Below are 22,126 nucleotides of genomic sequence, written 5' to 3'. Positions count from 1 at the left end.
CTCCTGCATTCCGCGACGTGAGGGTCAGTGGGACGCGCCGTCAAAGGTCTGGACGATGCGCGAGTGCGCAGTGCGGACATTGCGCATGCCGCGCGGCGTGTTCCGGCTGGCCCCGACGAAACGCGGGATGCCGGCCGTCATCACGGCCGCGACCGAAGGCACGTCGCCATTGCGCATCGCTGCGAGGGCATCGGGCTGCGAGCCGCCGGTCCCGGCGTCGAGCAGGATGACATCGGCGTCGCGGCCGGGAGCGATCACGCCGGCGTTCAGCCGGAAATGGCGCGCATTGTTGCCCGTGGCTGCGGCGATGGCGATTTCCGGCGCCATGCCACCAAGCGCGACGAGATGCGAGATCGTGTAGAGCATGCCCAGCGGCATGATGCCCGATCCCGTCGGCGTATCGGTCGCGATGAGCAGCCGGTCGAGAGTGCCGGTCGCGGTCATCTTCTGTGCGATCAACAGAGCGGTGCGAAGATTCCCGGCCATGCACAACTGCATGGCCACCTTCGTCTCATGGATCAGCCGGTCGAACCCCGCTTCCGGAATGGCGATCGGCCCGCCATTCACGTGAAAGGAGATGTCGGGCTGCATGGCCACCAGATGTTCGGCCCAGATGCCCGATGATCCGGGGATCGACGCGCCCCCGGTATGAACCATCGAAATCAGCCCATGGCGCCGCGCGCTCTCGATCAGCGGCACATAGTCATAGGGCGATGGGAAAGCCCCGAAGCCCGCCTTGACGAAACGCAGCCCGGCGTCGGCCACTTCGCGCAGATCCTGGTCCGTCAGCCCGGGTTCGAGAATGAGGGCGCCGGCATGGACCTTCATGCCGCCCGGACGATAGTCGGCAAAGCACTTCATCGCCGCCACGGCCAGCGCCTTCACGCCGACAGGGTCCTTCGGGCGGCCGGGCGTGTGAACCTCGGAAGCGGTGATCGACGAGGTAACACCGCCATGGACATAGCTTTCGAGGAAACCCACCGTCTTTTGGCGCGGCGTGTAGTCGCCGAAGGTGATGTGCACATGCGAGTCGATCAGCCCGGGCGCGGCGAAGGTGCCGGCGGCGTCGATCACCACATCGGCCGCCTCGACCTCGGCGGGGCTGAGCGTGCCGACGGACTGGATCAGCCCATCGGCCATGAGAAGGGCGTCGCCATCGCGAAAGGGCGCGTCGATGTCGCCGGAGAAAATGCCGCCAATATTGACGATGGCCGTCTTCATCCCTGCGTCGCCTTCGCCTTGCGCGCCAGCACCTCTTCATGCGTCATACCGCCGACGCGCCAGTTCAGCCGCCGGCCGCTGGACGCGCAGAAGATCACCGCCACTTCGTCCGCCTTCGGCCCGCCCGGCACCATCACGGTGATGCCGTCATAGTGCGAGCGGACATAGACCTCATCCTTGTGGTTCATCGGAATGTCGATCACCGTGCCGGGAGCGGCCACCTTCTGGAAGGACGAGATCCACGCCTCGCCGCCGCCAATCGCCTCGCGCACGGGATTGGCGAAAACCGTGGTGAGCAGGGCATTGGCGTGCTCCTGTTCACCCGCCAGCCCCACCAGCGCTCCCTTGCCGTAGCCCTGAACCTCGAACCCCGCCATCACCTCGACCAGCTTCGCGCCGACCTTCCGGCCGAGATCGACGCTCGCCTCGATCAGCGGAGAAAGGTCCGCCCCCACCGTGCCGGCGAGGGGGTTTTCGACCACGAAGATGACCGCCGCCTTGCGCAGGGGTGTCTCCACGCGGACGGCCCCTTCCTCGAAGGTGTCCTCGCACTGGACCAAAACCCGCCGAATGTTCAGTTCCATCTGTCTGTTTCCCCTGAGCCCGCCCTCAGCCGGAGGGCTCGGCGGGCGATCCTTGAATGTCCCGTCGGCGAAACGGAGGGGCACGCGTGGCAGGCAAACGCCCCTCCGCCGCCCCCCCGGGACGACGGTTCCCGACTTTCCGCTCTCCGGCGGCGTGCAGCACGCGCCAGCGCGACCGCTTTCCGCCGCACCCCACGACACGAACGAATAACAAGTCAATAATTTAGGTACATATTGTAGTCACGAGATCATGGTGTCAACCTGACGGGCACCGCCGCCTTCCGCAGGAGTGGGCCGGGCGGCGTCAGGATCCGGCCACGGCCTTCTCGAAGCTCTCGAAGAACTCCGCCGCCAGCTTCTTGGACACGGAATCGATCAGGCGCGAGCCCAGCTGCATCAGCTTTCCGCCGACATGGGCCTCGACCTCGTAGCGGAGCAGCGTGCCTTCCGCCGCCTCGGTGAGGATGACGATCGCCCCGCCCTTGGCGAACCCCGCGACGCCCCCTTCGCCTTCGCCGCGAATGCGGTAGCCATTCGGGGGATCGAGATCGAGCAGTTCCACCTTGCCCTTGAAGCTGGCCTTCACCGGGCCGAGCTTGACCTTGGCCACGGCGGAAAAGTGGGTCTCGTCATCCTGGCTCAGTGCCTCGCAGCCGGGAATGCAGGCCTTGAGCACTTCGGGATCGTTGAGCTTGGCCCAGACGACATCCTTGCTCGCCGGCAGTTGCACTTCCCCGGTCATCGTCATCGCCATGGTGGGCCTCCCTGATGCGCGGACACGGCGCGGAATCGCCGGTTGTCGCGTGAAACCAAATCCGTGCCTGCGCGAGGCGGGGTCATGCCGCCCACGACGCGCGCTCGACATGCGCGCGGGACAGCGCCTCAAGGCGGGTGACGCCGAGAAGCGCCATGTCGCGCTCGATCTCCGCCGAAAGCAGCCGGATCGCGTGCCGCACTCCGTCTTCCCCGCGCGCGGCGGCGGCGAACAGGAAAGGGCGGCCGACGAAGACGAAATGCGCGCCCAGCGCCAGCGCCTTCAGCACGTCCGAGCCGCGCCGAATGCCGCCATCGACCATGACCCGCATGGGCCCGGCGACCTCGGCGATGGCCGGCAATGCCGCCAAGGCCGGCCGTGCGCCATCAAGCTGGCGTCCGCCATGATTGGAGACGATCACGCCATCGGCGCCGTGCTCGCGGGCCTGCACCGCGTCCTCGGCCGACAGCACGCCTTTGAGGATCAGCCTGCCCGGCCAGCGCCGGCGGATGAGCGCAAGATGGCGCCAGGACAGCTGGTCGCGGGCCCCGATGGCGCGCACGACATGGCGCGAGAGAATGGGCGGGCCCCGGAAGGCGTCCATGTTCTCGAAATGCGGCACCCCATTGCGCAGAAAGGTGGCGAGCCAGGTAGCGCCGAGCCAGTGCGGCCGGGAAAGCCCATCCCACAGCAGCCGCAGCGACGGCTGCAGGGGAATGCTGAAGCCGGTGCGGACATTATTCTCGCGGTTGGCCGGAACCGGCACATCGGCCGTCAGCACGAAGGTGTCGTAGCCGGCGGCTTCAACCCGGTCGACCATCGCCTCGATGCGCGCGTCCTCGCCGGGCAGATAGGCCTGAAACCAGCGGGCACCGCCCTGGGTCGCGACGCGCTCCAGCGGCATCAGCGACGTCGCGCTGACGATCGCGGGGATGCCGGCCTGCGTCGCGGCGCGCGCCAGCACCAGTTCGCCCTCGAAGGTCGCCAGGCCCGACAGGCCCATCGGCGCAATGCCGAACGGCGCGGCATAGGTGGTGCCGAACAGGGTGGTGCGGGCCGAGCGGGCCGAGACGTCCGCCAGAACGCGCGGCACGAGTTCATAGCTGCGGAAGGAGGCGGCGTTAGCCTGAAACGACTGGCAGGTCTCGGCCGCGCCCGCGTAATAGCCATAGATCTGGCGCGGCAGCCGCCGGCGGGCGGCGGCCTCGAAATCGGCCAGGCACAGGAACGGGGCCAGATGCCGGGGCGTCGCGTCCTCGACCCGCGGCGCCGTGACGGCCCGCTCCTGAACCGCCGCTTCGTGCAGATGTGCCATTTCAGCCCCGCCCGTGCCGCGGTGCGGGCAGCACGACATTCTGCGGGCGTCCCTGCAGCGCGGCCACCATGGTTTCAGCGGCCTTGACGCGAATGTCGCGATTGGCCGGCGCAGAGTAATAGGCCACATGCGGCGTCACGATGAGCCGGCCAGTCAACCAGTCCTCGCATTCGCGATAGGCGCGCAGCAGGCCCGGCAGGGGCTCCACGGGCGGCTCGACGGGAATGACGTCGAGGCCGGCCCCGGCCACATGGCCGGCCCGCATCGCCGCCTCCAGCGCCTCGATGTCCATCACCGCGCCGCGCGCCGTGTTGACGATGATGGCGCCGCGCGGCAGCTGGGCCAGTTCCGCCGCGCCGATCATCCCGCGCGTCTCGTCGGACAACAGGCAGTTCAGCGACAGCACATTGGCGACGCGCAGCAGATCGGGCAGCGCGCGGGCCCGCTCGATGCCAAGGGCGAGATCGACTCCGTTCGGCACATAGGGATCGTAGAAGACGACGCGAAGGCCGAACGCCTTGGCGCGCATGGCGAGGGCCGTGCCGATGCGCCCGAGGCCGATGATGCCGAGGGTCTGTACATTGAGGCGGTCGATCAGCGGTGTCTCGACCAGAAGCCAGGGGGCGGGGGAGGTGCCGCGCTGGAGATCATGATGCAACAGCAGCCCGCGCCGCAGCGAGAGGATCAGGCCCATGGCGTGATCGGCGATTTCGGTGGTGCCATAGTCGGGCACGTTGCACACGAGAATGCCCCGCTCGGCGGCGGTGGCCATGTCGATGCGGTCGTAACCGACGCCGATCCGCACCAGAACCGACAGCTTCGGAAAGCGGTCGAAGTCCGCCCGGGTCACATGATGCCGGAACACGAGCAGACCGTCGGCGTCGCGGCACAGCGCCGGGTCGAGATCGGCGATCAGCGGCACGTCGTTGAACGAGACCTGGGCGTGTGGGGTCAGTATGTCCGCTTCAAGGGCGGTGTCGGAGTCGAGAATCTCCGGGTAGACGACACGGGGCATCATGGCTTTTTCCGGAGACCCGGCCTTCTCATCACGTCAGACCGGCGCGACGGCGCAGGCATCTGCGCCCGCCGCCCGCCGTGCGTTTTCAATCACCTGCCACAGCTTGAAAGGGCTGGCAGGCATGTCGAGTTCCTCGATGCCGAGCGGCGCGAGCGCGTCCATGAAGGCACTCATCACCGCCGGCAGGGCGCCAACCGTGCCGGCCTCCCCGGCACCCTTGACGCCGAGCGGGTTGGTGGTGGTCGGCACTGGATGGCTCAGCACATGGATGGGGGGAAGATCCGTGGCGCGCGGCATGCCGTAGTCCATGAACGAGCCCGTCAGCACCTGCCCCTGCCCGTCATAGACGATCAGCTCGTCTAGGATCTGGCCGGCGCCCTGCGCCACGCCGCCATGGATCTGACCCTTGAGCATCAGCGGATTGACCACCGTGCCCACATCGTCGACGACGTGATAGGCGACCAGGTCACGCTCCCCGGTCTCCATGTCGATCTCGACCTCGCAGATGTGGCACGCATTGGGAAAGGTGGATTTCTCCAGCGCGACATTGGCCGCCGCCTGCAGGCCAATCTCCATGTCCGGAGGCATGAGGCGCGGCACGAAGGCGGCTTTGGCGACCTCGCGCAGCGACATGCCCCGGTTCGTCCCGCTCACGACGAAACTGCCGTCGATGAAGCCGATCGCCTCCTCCGGCGCGTCCATCAGATGCGCGGCGATACGCCGTCCCTTGGCGATGATCTTCTCGCTGGCGCGTACGAAGGAGGTGCCGACCGCCATCATGGTGCGCGAACCGAACGTGCCGCGCCCATGCGCGACCAGATCCGTATCGCCGAACACGACGGTCACTTCGTCGCCGCCCATCCCGAGAAGCTCCGCCGCCATCTGGTGATAGGCCGTGGCGTGGCCCTGTCCCTGCGAATGGCTGCCGGCGAGAATGGTCATTCCGCCGGAGGCATCGAAGCGGATTTCCGCATATTCCTCGAAAGGCCGGTCGGGCGGACCGCCGGCGATCTCGATGACCGTGGCGATGCCGATGCCCCGCAGCCTGTTGCGGGTGGCCGCGTCGCGGCGGCGCGCCTCGAAGCCGGCCCAGTCGGCGGCACGCAGGCATTTGTCCATGACGGCCTCGAACTCACCGCTGTCATAGGTGAATACCAGCGGCGTCGCGTAGGGCATCGCCGAGGGCGCGATCATGTTGCGCCGCCTCAGTTCTGCGCCGTCGAGGCCGAGCGCTCGCGCCGCCTTGTTGACGATCATCTCGATGCAATAGGACGCTTCCGGACGGCCGGCGCCGCGAAACGGGCAGGTCGGCACGGTGTTGGTAAACACCCCCCGCACGCGCACGTCGAACGCCTCTGTAGTGTAAACCCCGGCGAGGCCGCCAATATTGTTGGTCGGCGCGTGCAGTCCGTTCGAGGCGACGAAGGCGCCGAGATTGGCGATGGTGTCGACGCGCAGGGCCAGGAACCGCCCCTCCGCATCAAGGGCGAGCGCGACATCGGAGACGTTGTCGCGCGCCTGGTGGTCGGAGAGAAACCCCTCGGAGCGATCCGCCGTGTGCCGCACCGCCCGCCCGGTGAGCTTCGCCGCCCACAAGACGAGCACCAGTTCGGGATGAAGGCTGCCCTTCATGCCGAAAGCCCCGCCGACATCGGGCGCGACCACCCGGAGCTGATGCACCGGAATGCCGAGGATCGTGGCGAGTTCCTGGCGGATCATGTGCGGCGACTGCAGGCCCGCATGGAGCGTGTAGCGGCCGGTGCGCGGATCATAGGAACCCAGCGCCGCGCGCGGCTCCAGCGAATTGGTGCCGACGCGCGAGATGACGAAGCGCTGGGTCACCACATGCGCCGCACGGGCGAAGAGCGCCTCCGCGCGGGCCCGGTCTCCGGCCCTGAGCTCGAAGCAGACATTGTCGGGATGGTGCTCCCAGACACGGGGCGCCTCCGGCTGCACCGCCCCGGCCGTATCGACAATGGCGTCGGTCGCGTCATATTCGATCTGCACCAGTTCGGCGGCGTCGCGCGCCTGGTTCATCGTCTCGGCGATGACCGCGACGACGGCCTCGCCGACATGGCGAACCGCCCCAAGGGCGAGCGGGTGATAATCGGTCGCGAGGTTCGGCGTCCCGTCGGCGCGCACCCGCTTCACCCGTGTGGGAAAGGGCTGGAACGCTTCCTGCCGCAGGTCGTCCGGGGTGAGGATGGCGAGGACTCCTTCCGCCTCGCGCGCCTCGGTCACGTCGATCGAGACGATCCGAGCTGCCGCATGCGGCGACCGCACGACATGGAGATAGGCCGCGCCCTCCAGAGTCGCCATGTCGTCGGTGTAGCGGCCATGGCCCCGGATGAGGCGGAGATCCTCGACCCGGCGGACCGGCTGTCCCAATCCCGCAGCATTCATGTCGGCGCGCTCCCCTGCATGGGTCCGTCGTTCGCGCTCATCCACCGCGCCGGCCCCGTGGCGCGGTTCAGTGCCGATGTTCCGAGCATCGCTCCCACGCCGTTCAATCTCCCGCCGCCTCGAGATAGCGGAGCTTGTGGCTCTGGATCCGGCCGAAGATCGCGTTGATGACCGAGGCAAGCGCAAAGATGATGATGATCGTCGCGTACATGGCGCTGATCTGGAACTGATCGGAGAACTGCATGAGCCGGTAGCCGAGGCCGGCATCCGAATAGGCGACCTCGGCGGCGAGCACGCCGATGATCGCCATCGCCATGCCGAGCCGGCCGCCAACCAGCAGTGCCGGCAGCATCGCCGGCACGTAGATCATGCGCACCTTCTGCGGCACTGAGAGGTGGAAGCTCTCGCCCACCTTCAGCAGGATCATCCGAATCTGCAGATAGCCGCTGATCGTGCCAAAGATCACCGGAAAGAACGCCGACATCGCCGACTTCACGATCTTCGATTCCACGCCCAGCCCGAACACGAGGAAGATGATCGGCAGGAAGATGATCTTCGGCGTGCCGGCGAGGGCGACGATGTAGGGCTCGAAGGCGCGGCGCATGAATTCGTTCGAGCCGAGCCACAGTCCTATGACAATGGCCAGCACCGAGCCGAGCACGAAGCCGCCGACGGAGGTGTAGACCGTCGTCCAGAGGTCCCGATACATCGAGGGATCGCCGAGCTGGCCGATGAGCGCCACGAAGACGCTCGCCGGCTGCGGCACCAGCCCGTCATAGAGCAGGCCCGAAACCGCGACGAGCTGCCAGACGGTCAGGAGAAGCACGACCGTCCCGACCCTTATCCAGAGGACGGGATCGCGCAGCGACAGCCGAAGGTGTGCGTGGGTGGCGGCGACCATGGGGCTACCTCAACATCTTTTCGATTCTGTCGATGATGGCGTTGCAGGTGATGCTGATCGCAGCGATGGCGATGATCGCCGTATAGGTGCCGGTGATGTCGAAGCGGAAATAGCTGTCCGACACCAACCGCCCCAGCCCGCCCGCATCGACGAGATATTCAATCGCGATGATGTTGATGAGGGCATAGATCAGCCCGAGCCGGATGCCGGTGAAGATCGTCTTCGCACCGCTCGGCACCATGATCTTCCAGAAGATCTGCGATTCCGTGAGATTGAAGCTCTTGCCAACCTTGATCAGGGTCTTTGGCACCGAGAGAAACGCCAGCCGGACATAGACGATGACGGGAATGACGCCGGCGGCCGAGCCCATGACGATTAGCGTGACGTTGTTGCGGCCAAGGATCACCATGAACAAGGGGTAGAGCAGGAAGATTGGCGCGGCGAAGAGCGACGCCAGCCAGCCTTCATAGGCCTTGCCGAAGTGCTTGTAGCGAAAGAGCGCGTAGCCGATGGGCACGGCGGCGATGATTTCGATCAGCACGGTGACGAAGACCATGCCGAAGGTCAGCTTGGTCGCGACCAGCAGCTGGAACGCCTTCTCCCCATGGAAGAGACCGCCAATGGCAGCGCTCGGCGGCGCGATGATGAGGCTCGAAATGACGCCCAGCCGGACGAGCGCCTCAATGATCAGCAGGCCAAGGATCACCGTTCCCGCGCCGAAGAGCACCGGCGGATCGATCCAGCTGGTGAAAGGCCGCGCCGAAGGGGGCCGAAGCCGCCCTCCGGTCCGGTCAATAGCCGGCTCCACCACGGGGCGGGCGGAAACTGCTTCGTTGGCCGGCACCGTGGTCATGTCGCGCGCATCCATGAGACCGCCATTCTCGCGTGAGCTCGAAGATCAATGGTGATTCAGCCAGTCCAGGCTCGATCCCCGCGTTGAATCGATACGGATGTCGAGCAGGTAGCTCTCGCCCGCTTCGACCGCACGCAAGCCGCGTTCCAACGCTGCGGCGATCTCTGCCGGATCGGTGATCTGTGGCTCGCTGGCGATGCCGAAATCGGCGGCTAGGCCGGGAATGTCGATTGCCGGCTCGTCGATACGCTGGCCGATCCATTTATTCTCGGCCGGCCGGTCGCGATGATGCGCCACCGCCTCCTGCTGCACCTCATCGGTGTAGTAGCTGCGGTTGTTGGCGATGACGAAGAGCACGGGAATCTTGTAATGGGCGGCGGACCACAGTGCCGAGGGCGCGCCCAGAAACTCGCCGTCGCCCATGAGACCGATGGTCAGGCGGCCGCTGTTGCGCAGCGCAAGGGCGGCGCCGATGGTCATGCCGGGCCCGGAACCCACGCCGCCGCCGCCATCATAGCCGAGATAGTCCAGGGGGTCGCGGAACGGATAGGCGCCTGCCGGCCAGTTCAGCGGCACGCGGGCCAGGCACAAAGCGCGCTCGCCCTTCACCTCGCACAGCGCCGCGCCGATATCGGCCAGCGTCGGCAGCCGCTCGGGCAGGCGGGGTGGACCGGAGGCGGTGGCAAGCGCCGGAGTGGGCGCCGGAGTGGGCGCCACCACAGCCCGCCCATGCGCCTCAAGGGCGGCGATAAGCGGCGCGAGAACCGCATCCGGTTCCACCGCGAGGTGGATGTCGGCATTGCTGAAGCGCTGGTGATCACCGCTCCAGCCATTATGCACATGGTGGTCGACCGACACATGGATAAGCGTGCGCGGCGCCGCCGCCTCGCCTTCCCCCGCGCGCATGACATCGGCGATGTCGGTCCAGTCGAGGCTGAGCACGACGTCGGCCTCCGCGAGAATCTTGCGGTTCGGCCCGGTCAAGAACAGGTCCGGTGGGGCACCATGGAGGGGATGCTCGGTCGGGAAGGAGGCGCCGGTCCGCAGATCGGTGATGACGCGAGCGCCCAGCAGCTCCGCTAGGCGAACGCGCAGCGCCCAGTCGGCGGAACTGCGGGAGACGCGGCCGATGAGAAACACCGGCCGCTGCGCCTTGGCGAGCCGCTCGGCTGCGGGCGCGACGGTTTCGGCCGCCGGCACGAGGCGCGGGGCCGGGGCGAAACGCGCGGCGGGCGGCAGCGTTAGCGGCGCCGGCAGGGCGTCTTCCTGCAGACGCCGGTCGAGGATGACATAGGAGGGGCCACAGGGCGCGGTGCAGGCCCTGTTATAGGCCCGCCCCATCGCTTCGATCGTCGCCTCCGGCGAATGGGGCTGGTCGTCCCATTTGACGAAATGCCGGACCATGCCGCCCTGGTCGCGCGCCGTGTGCATCCAGTCGATCCAGTTGCGCCGCACCGCCGTGTCGACGGCGCCCGTCGCGCCCAGCATCAGGATCGGCACCCGGTCGCACCAGGCGTTGAATACGGCCATCATGCCATGCATCAGCCCGACATTGCTGTGCAGCACCACGGCCATGGGCTTGCCCGAGGCCTTGGCATAGCCATGGGCGATGGCGACCACGCTTTCCTCGTGCAGCGCCAGCAGCATGTGCGGGCGCTCATTGCCGAGATAGTTCACCAGGCTGTCGTGCAGGCCGCGAAAACTCGATCCCGGATTGACGCACACATAATCGATGCCGAGATGGCGCAGCATTTCGGCGGCAGCGTCGCTGCCCCACGCCATGCTTGTATTCTGGCTCTTGGCAGGCACATCGGGCTTCATGGCAGGTCCTGACCACGCGTTCAGTTGAACGTCTCGGTGACGGTCTTCACATGGGTGTATTCGAGCAGCCCCTCGCTGCCGGACTCGCGCCCGACGCCGCTGTCGCCGACACCGCCAAACGGCGCCTCGGGCGCCGTGACGGTAACGCCGTTAATGGCGACGACGCCGGCGCGAAGGCCTGAGGACAGCCGCTCGGCCGTCCGGTGCGAGCGCGTGAACCCATAGGCGGCAAGGCCGAAGGGCAGGCTGTTGGCGGATGCGATCACCTCGTCCAGCGTGTCGAAGCTGCAGATCGGCGCCAGCGGCCCGAAGGGCTCCTGCGTCATCACCTCGGCATCGGCGGGAATGTCGGTGAACACGGTGGGGGCGAAGAAATAGCCGCGATTGCCGATCCGCTGGCCGCCGGCGGCGAGCCGCGCTCCACGCGCCTCGGCATCGGCGACGAAACGATCCGTCGCGTCGAGCCGGCGCTGGTTCGACAGCGGGCCCATCTGCACGCCGGGCGCCGTGCCGTCGCCCACCTTGATCGCCGCGACATGCTCGACGAACTGCCGGGTGAAGCTCTCGGCGACGCTGGCATGGACGTAGAACCGCGTCGCCGCCGTGCAGACCTGACCCGCATTGCGGAACCGCGACTGCACGCACATCTGCGCCGCCGCAGCGATGTCGGCATCCTCGCAGATGACGGCCGGCGAATGGCCGCCCAGTTCGAGCGTGACCTTCTTCAGCTCGCGCGCCGCCAGCATGGCGATGTGCTTGCCGACGCCGACCGAGCCGGTCAGCGAGATCTTCTGGATGATGGGGCTGGCGATCAGGTGCTGGGAAACCTGCGCCGGCGCGCCGAACACGATGTTCACCACCCCCGGCGGCACCCCGGCCTTGAGGCAGAGATGGCCGAGAATGATCGCCGCGCCGGGGGTTTCCTCGGCCGGCTTGATGACGATGGAGCAGCCCGCCGCCAGAGCATGGGCGATCTTGCGCGCCACCATGCTGCAGGGAAAGTTCCAGGGCGAAAACGCCGCCACCGGGCCGACGGGCTCATGCTCCACCCGGATCCGGCTGTTCGCAAAGCGGGATGGCACGATCCGGCCATAGATCCGGCGCCCTTCCTCGGCGAGCCATTCCGCGAGCTCGGCCGCCCCCTGCACTTCCCCCCGCGCCTCGGCGAGGGTCTTGCCCTGTTCGGCGGTGATCGCCGCCGCCAGCAGGTCCACATGCTCGCGCATCAGGTCGGCGAAACGGCGCACCACCTTGGCGCGCTCCTGCGGCAGCACCTGGCGCCAGAGCTTGAAGCCGGCCGCCGCCGCCTCCAGGGCGCGGTCGAGATCGTCCACGCCGGCATGGGGAAGGCGGCCGATCTCGGCCTCCGTGGCCGGATTGATCACCGGCGAGCTTCGCCCCGACGACGGGATGATCCAGCTGCCATTGATGAGAAGCGCGAGGTCGTGCTGCATGCGACGCGCCTTCAGACCGGACGGCTTTTGAGATGGTAGAAGGTGCTGAACTCGTGCGTCGGGCCGATCACTTCCGCCTTGCGGACATAGTTCGGGCCAAGTTCGGCGAAGGAGGTGAGGCCCAGAAGGCCGAGCGCGTTGATGATCTCGCGCTCCAGCAGTTCAAGCGACCGCACGAGCGCCGCCTCGCCGCCCGCCGCCAGCGCCCATCCCTGCAGACGGCCGATGCCGACGCTCGAGGCGCCGAGGGCGATCGCCTTGATCACGTCCGTGCCACGCAGGAAGCCGCCATCAACGATCAGCTCGACCTTCTTGCCGACCTCCGCCGCAATCTCCGCCAGCGTGTCGAGCGCGCCGGCGCAATGGTCCAGCTGACGGCCACCATGGTTGGAGATGTAGACGGCATCCACGCCGCGCGCGACCGCCATGGCGGCGTCCTCGACATGGGCGATTCCCTTGAGGATGAACGCCCCGCCCCACTCGTCACGGATGCGGCTGGCAAGGTCCCAGGTGATGGCCGCTTGCAGGTGACGGTCCTTCTGCGCCTTCACGCTCGGCGGCAAATAGCCGTTCATCAGCTGGCGCTCACGAATGCCGTAATGCGAGGAATCGACCGTGACGGCGAGGGCATCATAGCCGGCCGCCTTCACCCGGCCGAGAATGTTCCGGATCCAGTCGAAATCGCCGCGCACATAGAGCTGGAACATCTTCGGGCCGGTGGTGGCGGCCGCGCATTCCTCCAGCGAGGGCTCCGTGATGGAGCTGATCATCGGAATGGTGCCGAAGGTCGAGGCCGCCCGGCACGAGCTGGCGCCGCCGCCCTTTTCGATCGCCTGAAGCGAGCCGATGGGCGCGAGAAACACAGGAATGCGCACCTTATGGCCCAGCATGGTGCCGGACGGGTCGACGTGCGAGACATCGCGCAGCACGCGCGGGAGGAAGACATAGCTGTCGAGCGCGTGGCGGTTGCGGCGCATCGTCGTTTCCGACTCCGCCCCGCCGGTCAGGTAGTCCCAGACCTCCTGATTCAGCGCCCGGCGCGCCTGCGTGACAATCTCCTGGCTACACGTGAACTGGGTCATCAATGCCTCGTGGAATAAACGTCCGGGTCGTCGGTTGGCTCTTGGGCGGCGATCAGGCGGGGGTCTGGGCGTGTTCGACCTCCGACACCGCCTGCGCGAAGCGCCGCAGGCCCTCGCGGAAATGCGCCTTGGTGATGGTCAGCGGCGGCATGATGCGGATGGTCGAGCCGTAGCGCCCGCAGGCCATGATGCGGACGCCGAGCTGCTCGCACCGCTGCAGAATGGCGCCGACGCGCTTCGGCTCCAGCGGCTTGCGTGCGGCCTTGTCGGCGACAAGTTCGACGCCGATGAAGAAGCCGCGCCCGCGCACATCGTCGAGAAGGGCGCTGTCCGCCGCGATTGCCGCGAGTTCCGCCTTGATCTCCGCGCCAAGCAGGGCGGCACGCTCGATCAGGTTGTCCTGGGGGTCGAGAAGTATGTCGAGATTGGCGAGGGCGACCACATTGGCCAGCGCGTTTTCCGCGCCGGTGATCACCTGGGAGGCGAGCGGCAGCTTGTCCTGGTAGCGCTTGTGGACGGTGACGCCGGAAAGCGGAAGGTCGCCGCCAATGCCCTTCGCCCAGGTCATCATGTCCGGCACGACGCCGAAATGCTCGCTGGCCCACATCTTGCCGGTACGTCCGGCACCGGCCTGCACCTCGTCAATGATGAGCAGGATGCCGCGGCGGGTGCAGATTTCGCGCAGCATCTGCAGAAACTCGACCGGCGGGTCGATGTAGCCGCCATCGGCCTGCATGGATTCGACGATGACGGCCGCGACATCGTCGGCCCCGGTATTCGGCGTCGACAGCTTGTAGTCGAGATATTTGGCGCAGCTGACGCCGCAATCGGGATATTTCAGATCCACGAAGCAGCGGTAGCAATAGGCGTAGGGCATGTGCAGCGCGCCCGGCATCAGGGGACCGAACTTCTCGCGGAAATTCTCACGCGTGGTCAGCGCCAGCGAGCCGTGGAACACGCCGTGATAGGCGCCCTCAAAGGCGATGATCTGCGAGCGGCCCGTGATGGCCTTGGCGAATTTGATCGCGGTTTCGGTCGCCGCCGAGCCGCTCATGCCGAACCAGGTGAAGCACTCGCCGCGCAGGCCCTCGGGCATGCAGGCCGAGAGCCGCTCAGCCAGCGCCACTGTCGTCTCATTGACGAGGCCGGCGGAGTGCATCAGCCGTTCCGCCTGGTCGCGGATCGCCGCCACCACGCGCGGATGGTTGCGCCCGACATTCGACACCGCGACACCGGCGGAGAGGTCGATCAGGATGTTGCCGTCGGGATCCTGAATGCCGGCGCCATATCCGCTCTCCACCACGATGCGCCCTTTCACCGAGGGCCGGGTGGGAGACTGGAACTGAAGGGCGCGCTGAATGACTTCCTGCGCCCGTCGCCCCGGAAACTCGTTCGACACCATCTGCGGCATGACGGGGTAGGAAAGCGAGGCGAGTTTCTCTTCGGCAATCATGGCACGGCCCTTCGGAATGAAACGCGGAGATTGAGCGAGGGCACCACGCCCTCGCCCGGGCCGGGCATCACTGCCAGACGACAACCTGCGGAGGGTTGATCACGCCGTAGACGGATTTGTTCGCGAGCATCTCGAACGCCTTCGGCACCTGGTCGAGACCGTGCAGCGTATGCTTGATCGTCGGCTCGATCTGGACGCGCTTGGAGGCCACGAGATCGATGGCGTAGCGGATCATCTTCGGCGTCGGAGGGCGGCGGCCGATGATGCGCAGGCCCTTCTTCTCGATCGGCGCGAAGGTGACCTGTGTGCCACCCGGGAAATGGCCGATCTCGATGATGCGCCCTTCCGGCCGCAGCATCTGCAGGCCCTGATGGAAAGCGTCGGTGCCGGCATGCCCCTGCCCGGTGGCGCCGCCGGCGCAGTCGAACACCACGTCGCAGCCAAGGCCGCCGGAGGCTTCCATGACGGCTTCCACCGGGTCCTGCTCGGTGATGTTGACGAGAACGTCGGCGCCCAGAGACTTGGCCAGTTGCAGAACCGGGTCGCGGCGGGCGATGGCGATGACGCGCCCGGCGCCGGCGCAGCGCGCCACCTGCAGGGAATCGAGCCCCATCGGCCCCAGCCCGATGACCGCCACCGTGTCGCCCATCTCGATGCCGACGCCGTTGACGGCGCCGACGATGGACACCAGCGGCTGAAGCGCCGCCGCCTCGAAATCGCTGACCTCCTTCGGCACAGCCGCGATCATGCGGGCAGGCACCGGAAAATACTCGGCGAGGCAGCCGGGCGTGTCCTCGCCGACATTCAGCACCGAACGGCAATATTGCTGCATGCCGGCCTGGCAATATTTGCAGGACCCGCACGGGACGCCGCGATGATAGAAGACGCGGTCGCCGAGCTTCACATTGGTGACGCCGGCCCCGACCTCGACAACCTCGGCGCAGAATTCGTGCCCGAAGAGCGGCAGCGGCTTCTTCTGGGCGAACATCGCTTTCAGGGCTTCATGGCTGGAGATCGGGACGCCCTGAAACTCCGCCACTTCCGTCACCGACAATTCGAGCACGCGCGTGCGGCACACCACCCAGCCCGGCTCTGCCTTGGGCTCCGGAATGTCCTCGAGGCGCATGTCGTTAAAATCGTAGGACATCCATGCCTTCACGTTCGATCTCCGGTCTCGTTCTGTGAGCGCCAGTGAGCTTATCCCACTCGAAATTTATATCAATAACAAAGCTAAAAAAATATGCTTATGAGCCCGACTTTGTCTTCCGCCGCCTACCCTTAGGGGAGGGCCGCATGGAGCGTTCAGCATCAATTTTTAGCTACATAAAAAAGGTAACTTGACAAGCTTCCTGATCGGTTGAAGCATGGTCGCGCCGCAGGCGGGCGGCGCGTCGCCCGGCTTCTGTCCAGGCGCGCTCCCGGCCGGTGGCGCAAGCCCCCTTTCGCGGAAAGCTGCATGCCATGACCGAAGGTTCCTCGATGCATCTCGGCGTCTTCTGCATGGCCACCGGCAATCACGTCGCCGGCTGGCGGCTTGCCGGCTCGTTCACGAGCAATGAGGACATTGCTGCCCTCACCCACATCGCCAAAGTTGCGGAGGCCGGCAAGCTCGACTTCATCTTCGCCGCCGACGGTCTTTCCGCCAGTGTCGGCGACCATCCCGGCACGATCGCGCGGTTCGAACCCTTCACGCTGATGTCGGCGCTCAGCATGCGCACGCACCGGATAGGGCTGATTGGCACGGCCTCCTCGACCTATACCGAGCCCTATAATCTCGCGCGGCTGGTGTCCTCGCTCGATCATCTGAGCGGCGGGCGTGCCGGCTGGAACGTGGTCACCACCTCCACCGTGCAGGCCGCGGCAAACTTCGGCGCGGAAGCGCCGCCCGAGCATGACCTGCGTTATGAGATGGCGGCCGAGTTCGTCGAGGTGGTGCAGGGTCTTTGGGACAGCTGGGAAGACGGCGCCCGGCTCGCCGACCGCGACAGCGGCCGCTATGTCGACCCCGCCAAGATCCACGCGCTCGACCACAAGGGCCGCTTCTTCGCGGTGAAAGGCCCGCTGAACAGCTCGCGCAGCTGCCAGGGGCGCCCGGTGATCGTGCAGGCCGGCGCCTCCTCGGCCGGACGCGCCTTCGCCAGCCGCTATGCGGAGGCGATCTTCACCGTGCAGCAGGACATTGAGGAGGCAAGGGCGTTCTACCGCCAGACCAAGCAGGACGTCGCCGCTCAGGGCCGCGCCCCCGACCAGTGCAAGATCCTGCCCGGGCTTTTCCCCGTGATCGGTCGCACCGACGAGGAAGCCCGCGCCACGCTGGCCGGCTTCGTCGACATGGTCGACGCGCGCAGCGCGCTCAATACGCTGTCGGAGCGGCTCGGCCACGACATGTCCGGCTACGACCTCGATGCGCCGATGCCCGAACTGCCGCCCTCGGCGCATATTCACAGCTATGCCGCAGTGGTGCGCACGCTCGCCCGGCGGCCGGGATGCACGCTGCGCGACATCTATAACATCTTCGCGGTGTCCCGGGCCTATCTCGTCGCCTGCGGCTCGCCCGCCACCATTGCCGATCTGATGGAGGAATGGTTCACCTCCGGCGCTTGCGACGGCTTCATGGTGGTGCCGGCGACCTTTCCCGGCACCTTCGACCGGTTCGTCGAAGGGGTGGTTCCGGAACTGCAGCGGCGCCGGCTGTTCCGCTCCGCCTATGTCGGCCGCACCCTGCGCGACCATCTGGGCCTCGACAGGCCCGCCAACCGGTTCGCACCCCCGGCGGCCGGCGCTTCCCGCGACCGGGGCGCCTGACGGTGGGGATGCCTTGCGGTTCATGCCGCTGGCCCCGGACATTTCGCGGCGACAGCGTGCGCCGCGCCGGCGAGGCGGGGCGCCAGTTCCTGCCGCCGCGCGGCGGGGAGGCCGGCAAGGCGCAGCACGAGGTCGAGATTTGCCGTGACCGCCCGCTCCGGCGTGGCGTGAGGGGCTGCGTCGTGCCCGCGTTCCGCGAGGCGGAACAGATAGGCGCAGGCGATCTGTTCGGCGAAAAGCTCGCTCCGCTTGAGCGCCTCCCGCCCCGCCTGCACGGCGGGCGAGCGACCGCCCAGAAGCTTCCAGTTGCGGCGCGCCTGCCGCAGCGGCTGCACCACCCCACCGGTCCACGGCGCGAGGAAGTCGAGGAGCGTGCGATAACCGGCCTCGCCGGGGCTGTGTCCCCGTGTGCCGAGCCACAGCATGAACAACAGGGCGTTCACCTGGACGCCGAAATCGTCCTGGAGTTCGAGGCAGGCGGGCGCCACGGCGTCCTGCGCGTAGATCAGACAGGCGAAGGACCAGAACGGGTTGTCGAGGGCAAGGTCCGCGCCGGCGTCGAGGCAGTCGGGCAGGACGACAGGCGCCGCGTCGGACATTACGCGTCCCCCCTGCCCGGCTCGCCCCAGCGCACGAGGTCGCCCGTGTCGAGGCCGAACAGATCGAGCGCCCGCCCCACGGAATGGTTGACGATGTCGTCCACCGTCGCGGGCTTGGTGTAGTGGGCAGGCATCGGCGGCATGATGATGGCGCCGGCCTCCGTCGCCTGCACCATGCTGCGCAGATGGCCGAGATGCAGCGGCGTCTCCCGCACCATCAGCACCAGCCGGCGCCGCTCCTTCAGCACCACATCGGCGGAGCGCGTCAGCAGGTTGGAGGTGGTGCCATAGGCGATTTCGGACAGGCTGCGGATCGAGCATGGCGCCACGACCATGCCACGTGTCCGGAAAGAGCCGCTGGAAATGCACGCGCCAATATTGTCGATCGCGTGCACGACATCGGCGAGTGCCTCGACATCGCGCACCTTCAGCGTCGTTTCATGGGCGAGCGTCACCTTGGCCGAGCGCGTCATCACCAGATGGGTCTCCAGACCCAGCCGCCGTGCCGCCTCCAGCATCCGCACGCCGTAAATGGCGCCCGAGGCGCCGGAGATCCCGATGATGAAGCGCTCGCGTGCCACGGGCGGACCTAGGCGAGAATGTCGGGCCAGCGCCGGCGCACGGCCTGCGCTTCCTCGACCGACAGGGCGGACGTGGGCGGATAGCTGCCGAGCAGCTCGAACGGAATGCACGCGTCGATGATCATCTTGGAATTCGAGGTGCGGCCCGCATTGCGGTCCTCCATCGACAGCCGCGGATCGAGCGACGAGCTCCAGGCATTGCGGACGATGTCGACATCCTCCGACGGCTCGGCGCGGGTGGTCACCGCCCACATCACATCCGCGAGGTTGGACGGATCGACATCCTCGTCCACGACGACGACGATCCGGCCCATATAGCTGTTGGCCGCGGCGATCAGCCCCGCGCGCTTGGCGTGGCCGGCATAGCGCTGTTTGATGGCGATGACCGTCATCAGCTGCGAGACATGCTGCCAGGCACCGACCACATCCGCGACGCCGCAGGCTTCGAGATTGGCCCAGATGCTGGCGGCCCGGAAGGGTATGCCGAAATGGAAGCGCGGCGGCTTGAGCGGGGGTGAGCCGAGCAGGATCGGGTTCGAGCGGTAATGCACGGCCTGCACGTCCATCACCGGCGCCGGACGCCGGTCGGCGGCGTAATAGCCGGTGAATTCCCCGAACGGGCCTTCGGGCAGATTGTCCTGATCGAAGGGAAGCAGCATCCCTTCAAGGATGATTTCCGCACGCGCCGGCACCGGCAGCCCCGTGACCGGCAGTGCGAAGGTTTCGATGGGCGTCTGCTTGATCGCGCCGGCGAAGGCATATTCGGACTGGCGTTCGGGGAGATATTCAAAGCCGGCTATAAAAAGCGCGGGATCCTGGCCGTTGACGATCGCGACCGGACAGGGCTGCCCCCGGTCCCAGTATTTGCGCGAAATCATCGCTCCGTGGCGGCCCTTGTGGTCGAACTGGATGGTCACCCGGTTCGGCCCGTGCACCTGCACGCGGTAAATGGCGGCATTCACCCAGCCCTCATCGGGGTCCTTGGTGATCACCAGGCTACCGGAACCGATATACGGGCCGCCGTCCCGCTTGTGCCAAATGGGGCAGGGAAACACACCAAGATCCACCTGATCCCCGAGCTGCGAATTCTCGAGGAAGGCGGCATCCTTCACCGGAACCGGATCGAGCGGCTTCAGCTCGACCCTGCGGCTCTTCCAGGCCTTCAGCACCTCCAGCGGCGGCAGAGTCGGATCAATGCCCAGCGCCAGCGCGGCCCGGCGGGTGCTGACGGTCGCGTTGGTGAAGACGCGATGGCCCGGGCGAAGGCCGGGAATCTGGTCGAACAGCAGCGCCGGGCAGGCCGGAAGTCCTGCCGCCACTTCTGTGATGGCGCCCAGCTCGAAATCGGCCGAGGCCCCGTCCACGCGCTTCAGGTCGCCCATGCCCTCGACCAGGCCGATGAAGTCGCGAAGGTCGTTGTAATCCACCGCTGTCACGCTGATCTCCCTGCCAGGGCAACCGAGCCGAACTGTCTGAAATCACAAGAGTTTCCGGGTCCCCATAGACCAACGGAACCCCTTTGCGCGCAGGTCGGACTTCCCATCGTTACCGATATTTATAAGACGGCATATGATAAGGCGCAATGCTATTTTGGCGTGCTGATTTAGTCCGGCACACGGGGTTTCGGCGCCCCATCCTTCGACTTGACACCCACGAAATGAAGATACATAAAGAAGCTACAAACCGTAGTTAATTTGTCCTGGCCAAGGCTTGGGCGAGTGCGGAGGAGACCTCGGATGTCGGCCAGCATTGAAGCCCACGCGACCCCACTTCTGAGCCCCCGGGCCACCGCGCCGAAAGCGCTGCGGACGGGTGCGGACTATCTGCGTTCCCTCGACGATGGACGGGCAGTGTTCATCGACGGTGAGCAGGTGAAGAACGTCACCACCCACCCTGCGCTGCGCGAAGCCGCGCGCTCGGCCGCCCGCCTGTTCGACATCGCCAGCGACCCGGCGATGGAAGAGCGGATGACCTTCGTCTCGCCCACCACCGGCAATCGCGTGCTGCGCGCTTATCAGATCCCCCGCACCCATGCGGATCTGAAGGCCAAGCGCCTCGCCTCTGAAACCTGGTCAGAATCGACCTTCGGCATGATGGGCCGGACGCCCGATCACGTGGCCGGCTTCTTCTGCGGTTACGCGGCGGTGCCCGAAGTCTTCGCCGCTGGCGGCGCGCCTTTCGCCGACAATGTCGTCTCCTATTACGAGCATCTGCGCGAAAACCATCTCTGGGCGACCTATGCCATCGTGCCCCCGCAGGTGGACCGGTCGAAGCCCGCCCATAAGCAGAGCGATCCCACGCTCTATGCCGGCGTCGTCAAGGAAACCGATGGCGGCATCGTCATCGCTGGCGCGCAGCAGCTGGCCACCGCCGGGCTTTACTCCGATGTGCTCTACCTCTCCTGCATCCATCCGCTGCAGCCGGGCGATGAGAACTATGCCATCGGCGTCGCCATCCCGATGAACGCGCCCGGCCTGCGGCTCTACCCGCGGCGCCCCTTCGCGGTGCAGGCGGAGAACGGATTCGACCATCCGCTGACCAGCCGGTTCGACGAATCCGACTGCTTCGTCGTTCTGAAGGACGTGTTCGTCCCCTGGGAACACGTGTTCATCTATCGCAACCTGGAAGTCTGCCGGGATCAGTGGTGGAAGACGCCGTCCCATTCCTACGGCAATCTCCAGGCCCAGGCCCGCTACGCCGCCAAGCTGCGCTTCATGCTCGGTCTCGCCATGCGCATGAACGAGGCGACCGGCAATGCGGCGGTGCCGCCCGTCATGGTGCAGATGGGCGAGCTGGCCGCCCTCGCCTCCATCGTCGAGACGATGCTGGAAGCGCAGGAGCTCAAGGCGACGATCGACGAGAAAGGTGTCGTCTGGCCTTCCAAGACCGCTCTCTACGCGGTCATGGCGCTGCAGTCCGAGATCAATCCGAAGATGGTCGACATGGTCCGGGAAATGACCGGCGCAGCCATGATCACCATGCCCTCTTCGCTCAAGGATCTGGACAGCGCCGTCACCGGCCCCGACATCGAGCGTTACATGGCGTCCGGCATTAGCAGCGCCCGCGATCGCATCGCGCTCATGCGCCTGGCCTGGGACTTCTTCGGTTCCGAATTTGGCAACCGGCACCAGCAATATGAGAAGTTTTACGGCGGCGCGTCCTTCCTGGTGAAGCAGAACATGTACCGGAACTATGATTTCGCCCGGGCCTGCAAGCTGGTGGATTCCGCCCTGGCGCTGAGCACCACGCCGCTGGCCAATAGCTGACGAGCGGCGGGTGGCG

The 22,126-nt window shown here is 66.7% G+C and carries 18 protein-coding genes; 2 read left to right on the top strand and 16 right to left on the bottom strand.

The window, feature by feature from the left end; translation table 11 throughout:
* Positions 1–24: 24 nt before the first annotated feature.
* The 13 genes from ACO07Z_RS17070 to ACO07Z_RS17010 form a co-directional block, all read right to left on the bottom strand.
* Entirely contained in the window at positions 25–1,221 is a 1,197-nt protein-coding gene (locus ACO07Z_RS17070; RefSeq protein WP_421699791.1) for an amidohydrolase family protein, read from the bottom strand.
* The gene (locus ACO07Z_RS17065) at positions 1,218–1,805 is read right to left on the bottom strand and encodes an amino acid synthesis family protein (RefSeq protein ID WP_421699790.1); all 588 of its coding nucleotides are present in this window, start codon (positions 1,803–1,805) and stop codon (positions 1,218–1,220) included. The genes ACO07Z_RS17070 and ACO07Z_RS17065 overlap by 4 nt, the downstream gene beginning before the upstream one ends.
* Positions 1,806–2,109: 304 nt before the next feature.
* Entirely contained in the window at positions 2,110–2,559 is a 450-nt protein-coding gene (locus ACO07Z_RS17060) for a CoxG family protein (protein WP_307058350.1), read from the bottom strand.
* An 82-nt stretch (positions 2,560–2,641) separates the two neighbouring features.
* Positions 2,642–3,874 (bottom strand): alpha-hydroxy acid oxidase, encoded by a 1,233-nt coding sequence (locus ACO07Z_RS17055; protein WP_421699789.1) that lies wholly within the window; start codon positions 3,872–3,874, stop codon positions 2,642–2,644.
* A gap of 1 nt (position 3,875) precedes the next feature.
* Positions 3,876–4,892 (bottom strand): C-terminal binding protein, encoded by a 1,017-nt coding sequence (locus ACO07Z_RS17050; RefSeq protein ID WP_421699788.1) that lies wholly within the window; start codon positions 4,890–4,892, stop codon positions 3,876–3,878.
* A gap of 33 nt (positions 4,893–4,925) precedes the next feature.
* Entirely contained in the window at positions 4,926–7,295 is a 2,370-nt protein-coding gene (locus ACO07Z_RS17045) for a xanthine dehydrogenase family protein molybdopterin-binding subunit (RefSeq protein WP_421699787.1), read from the bottom strand.
* Between the two features lie 103 nt (positions 7,296–7,398).
* Entirely contained in the window at positions 7,399–8,196 is a 798-nt protein-coding gene (locus tag ACO07Z_RS17040) for an ABC transporter permease (RefSeq protein WP_421699786.1), read from the bottom strand.
* A gap of 4 nt (positions 8,197–8,200) precedes the next feature.
* The gene (locus tag ACO07Z_RS17035) at positions 8,201–9,064 is read right to left on the bottom strand and encodes an ABC transporter permease (protein ID WP_421699785.1); all 864 of its coding nucleotides are present in this window, start codon (positions 9,062–9,064) and stop codon (positions 8,201–8,203) included.
* Positions 9,065–9,094: 30 nt separating this feature from the next.
* Positions 9,095–10,831, bottom strand: a complete 1,737-nt coding sequence (locus ACO07Z_RS17030; RefSeq protein WP_421699784.1) for a thiamine pyrophosphate-binding protein — start codon at positions 10,829–10,831, stop codon at positions 9,095–9,097.
* 59 nt (positions 10,832–10,890) lie between these two features.
* Positions 10,891–12,324, bottom strand: a complete 1,434-nt coding sequence (locus tag ACO07Z_RS17025; protein WP_421699783.1) for an NAD-dependent succinate-semialdehyde dehydrogenase — start codon at positions 12,322–12,324, stop codon at positions 10,891–10,893.
* Between the two features lie 11 nt (positions 12,325–12,335).
* The gene (locus tag ACO07Z_RS17020; protein WP_421699782.1) at positions 12,336–13,406 is read right to left on the bottom strand and encodes an alpha-hydroxy acid oxidase; all 1,071 of its coding nucleotides are present in this window, start codon (positions 13,404–13,406) and stop codon (positions 12,336–12,338) included.
* 52 nt (positions 13,407–13,458) lie between these two features.
* Positions 13,459–14,859: an aspartate aminotransferase family protein gene (locus ACO07Z_RS17015; protein WP_421699781.1), complete on the bottom strand. Its 1,401-nt coding sequence runs from the start codon at positions 14,857–14,859 to the stop codon at positions 13,459–13,461.
* Between the two features lie 67 nt (positions 14,860–14,926).
* Positions 14,927–16,006, bottom strand: coding sequence for a zinc-dependent alcohol dehydrogenase (locus ACO07Z_RS17010; protein ID WP_421699780.1), 1,080 nt, complete (start codon positions 16,004–16,006; stop codon positions 14,927–14,929).
* 314 nt (positions 16,007–16,320) lie between these two features.
* On the opposite strand from ACO07Z_RS17010, the gene ACO07Z_RS17005 reads away from it, so the two are divergent.
* Complete coding sequence (locus ACO07Z_RS17005) at positions 16,321–17,664, top strand: LLM class flavin-dependent oxidoreductase (RefSeq protein WP_421699779.1); 1,344 nt, start codon at positions 16,321–16,323, stop codon at positions 17,662–17,664.
* Between the two features lie 20 nt (positions 17,665–17,684).
* Here the strand turns inward: ACO07Z_RS17005 and ACO07Z_RS17000 are convergent, their stop codons facing one another.
* The 3 genes from ACO07Z_RS17000 to ACO07Z_RS16990 are packed head-to-tail and all read right to left on the bottom strand — an operon-like array spanning position 17,685 to position 20,280.
* Positions 17,685–18,263, bottom strand: coding sequence for a TIGR02444 family protein (locus ACO07Z_RS17000; RefSeq protein WP_421699778.1), 579 nt, complete (start codon positions 18,261–18,263; stop codon positions 17,685–17,687).
* Positions 18,263–18,844 (bottom strand): UbiX family flavin prenyltransferase, encoded by a 582-nt coding sequence (locus ACO07Z_RS16995; RefSeq protein ID WP_421699777.1) that lies wholly within the window; start codon positions 18,842–18,844, stop codon positions 18,263–18,265. The genes ACO07Z_RS17000 and ACO07Z_RS16995 overlap by 1 nt, the downstream gene beginning before the upstream one ends.
* An 8-nt stretch (positions 18,845–18,852) precedes the next feature.
* Entirely contained in the window at positions 18,853–20,280 is a 1,428-nt protein-coding gene (locus ACO07Z_RS16990; RefSeq protein WP_421699776.1) for a UbiD family decarboxylase, read from the bottom strand.
* A 300-nt stretch (positions 20,281–20,580) separates the two neighbouring features.
* On the opposite strand from ACO07Z_RS16990, the gene ACO07Z_RS16985 reads away from it, so the two are divergent.
* Entirely contained in the window at positions 20,581–22,110 is a 1,530-nt protein-coding gene (locus ACO07Z_RS16985; RefSeq protein WP_421699775.1) for a 4-hydroxyphenylacetate 3-hydroxylase family protein, read from the top strand.
* Positions 22,111–22,126 lie beyond the last annotated feature (16 nt).

The sequence above is a fragment of the Ancylobacter sp. genome, from assembly GCF_965229075.1.
Taxonomy (GTDB): Bacteria; Pseudomonadota; Alphaproteobacteria; order Rhizobiales; family Xanthobacteraceae; genus Ancylobacter.
The sequence above is the reverse complement of the archived record's forward strand: the minus strand, read 5'-3'. Positions and strand labels throughout refer to the sequence as shown.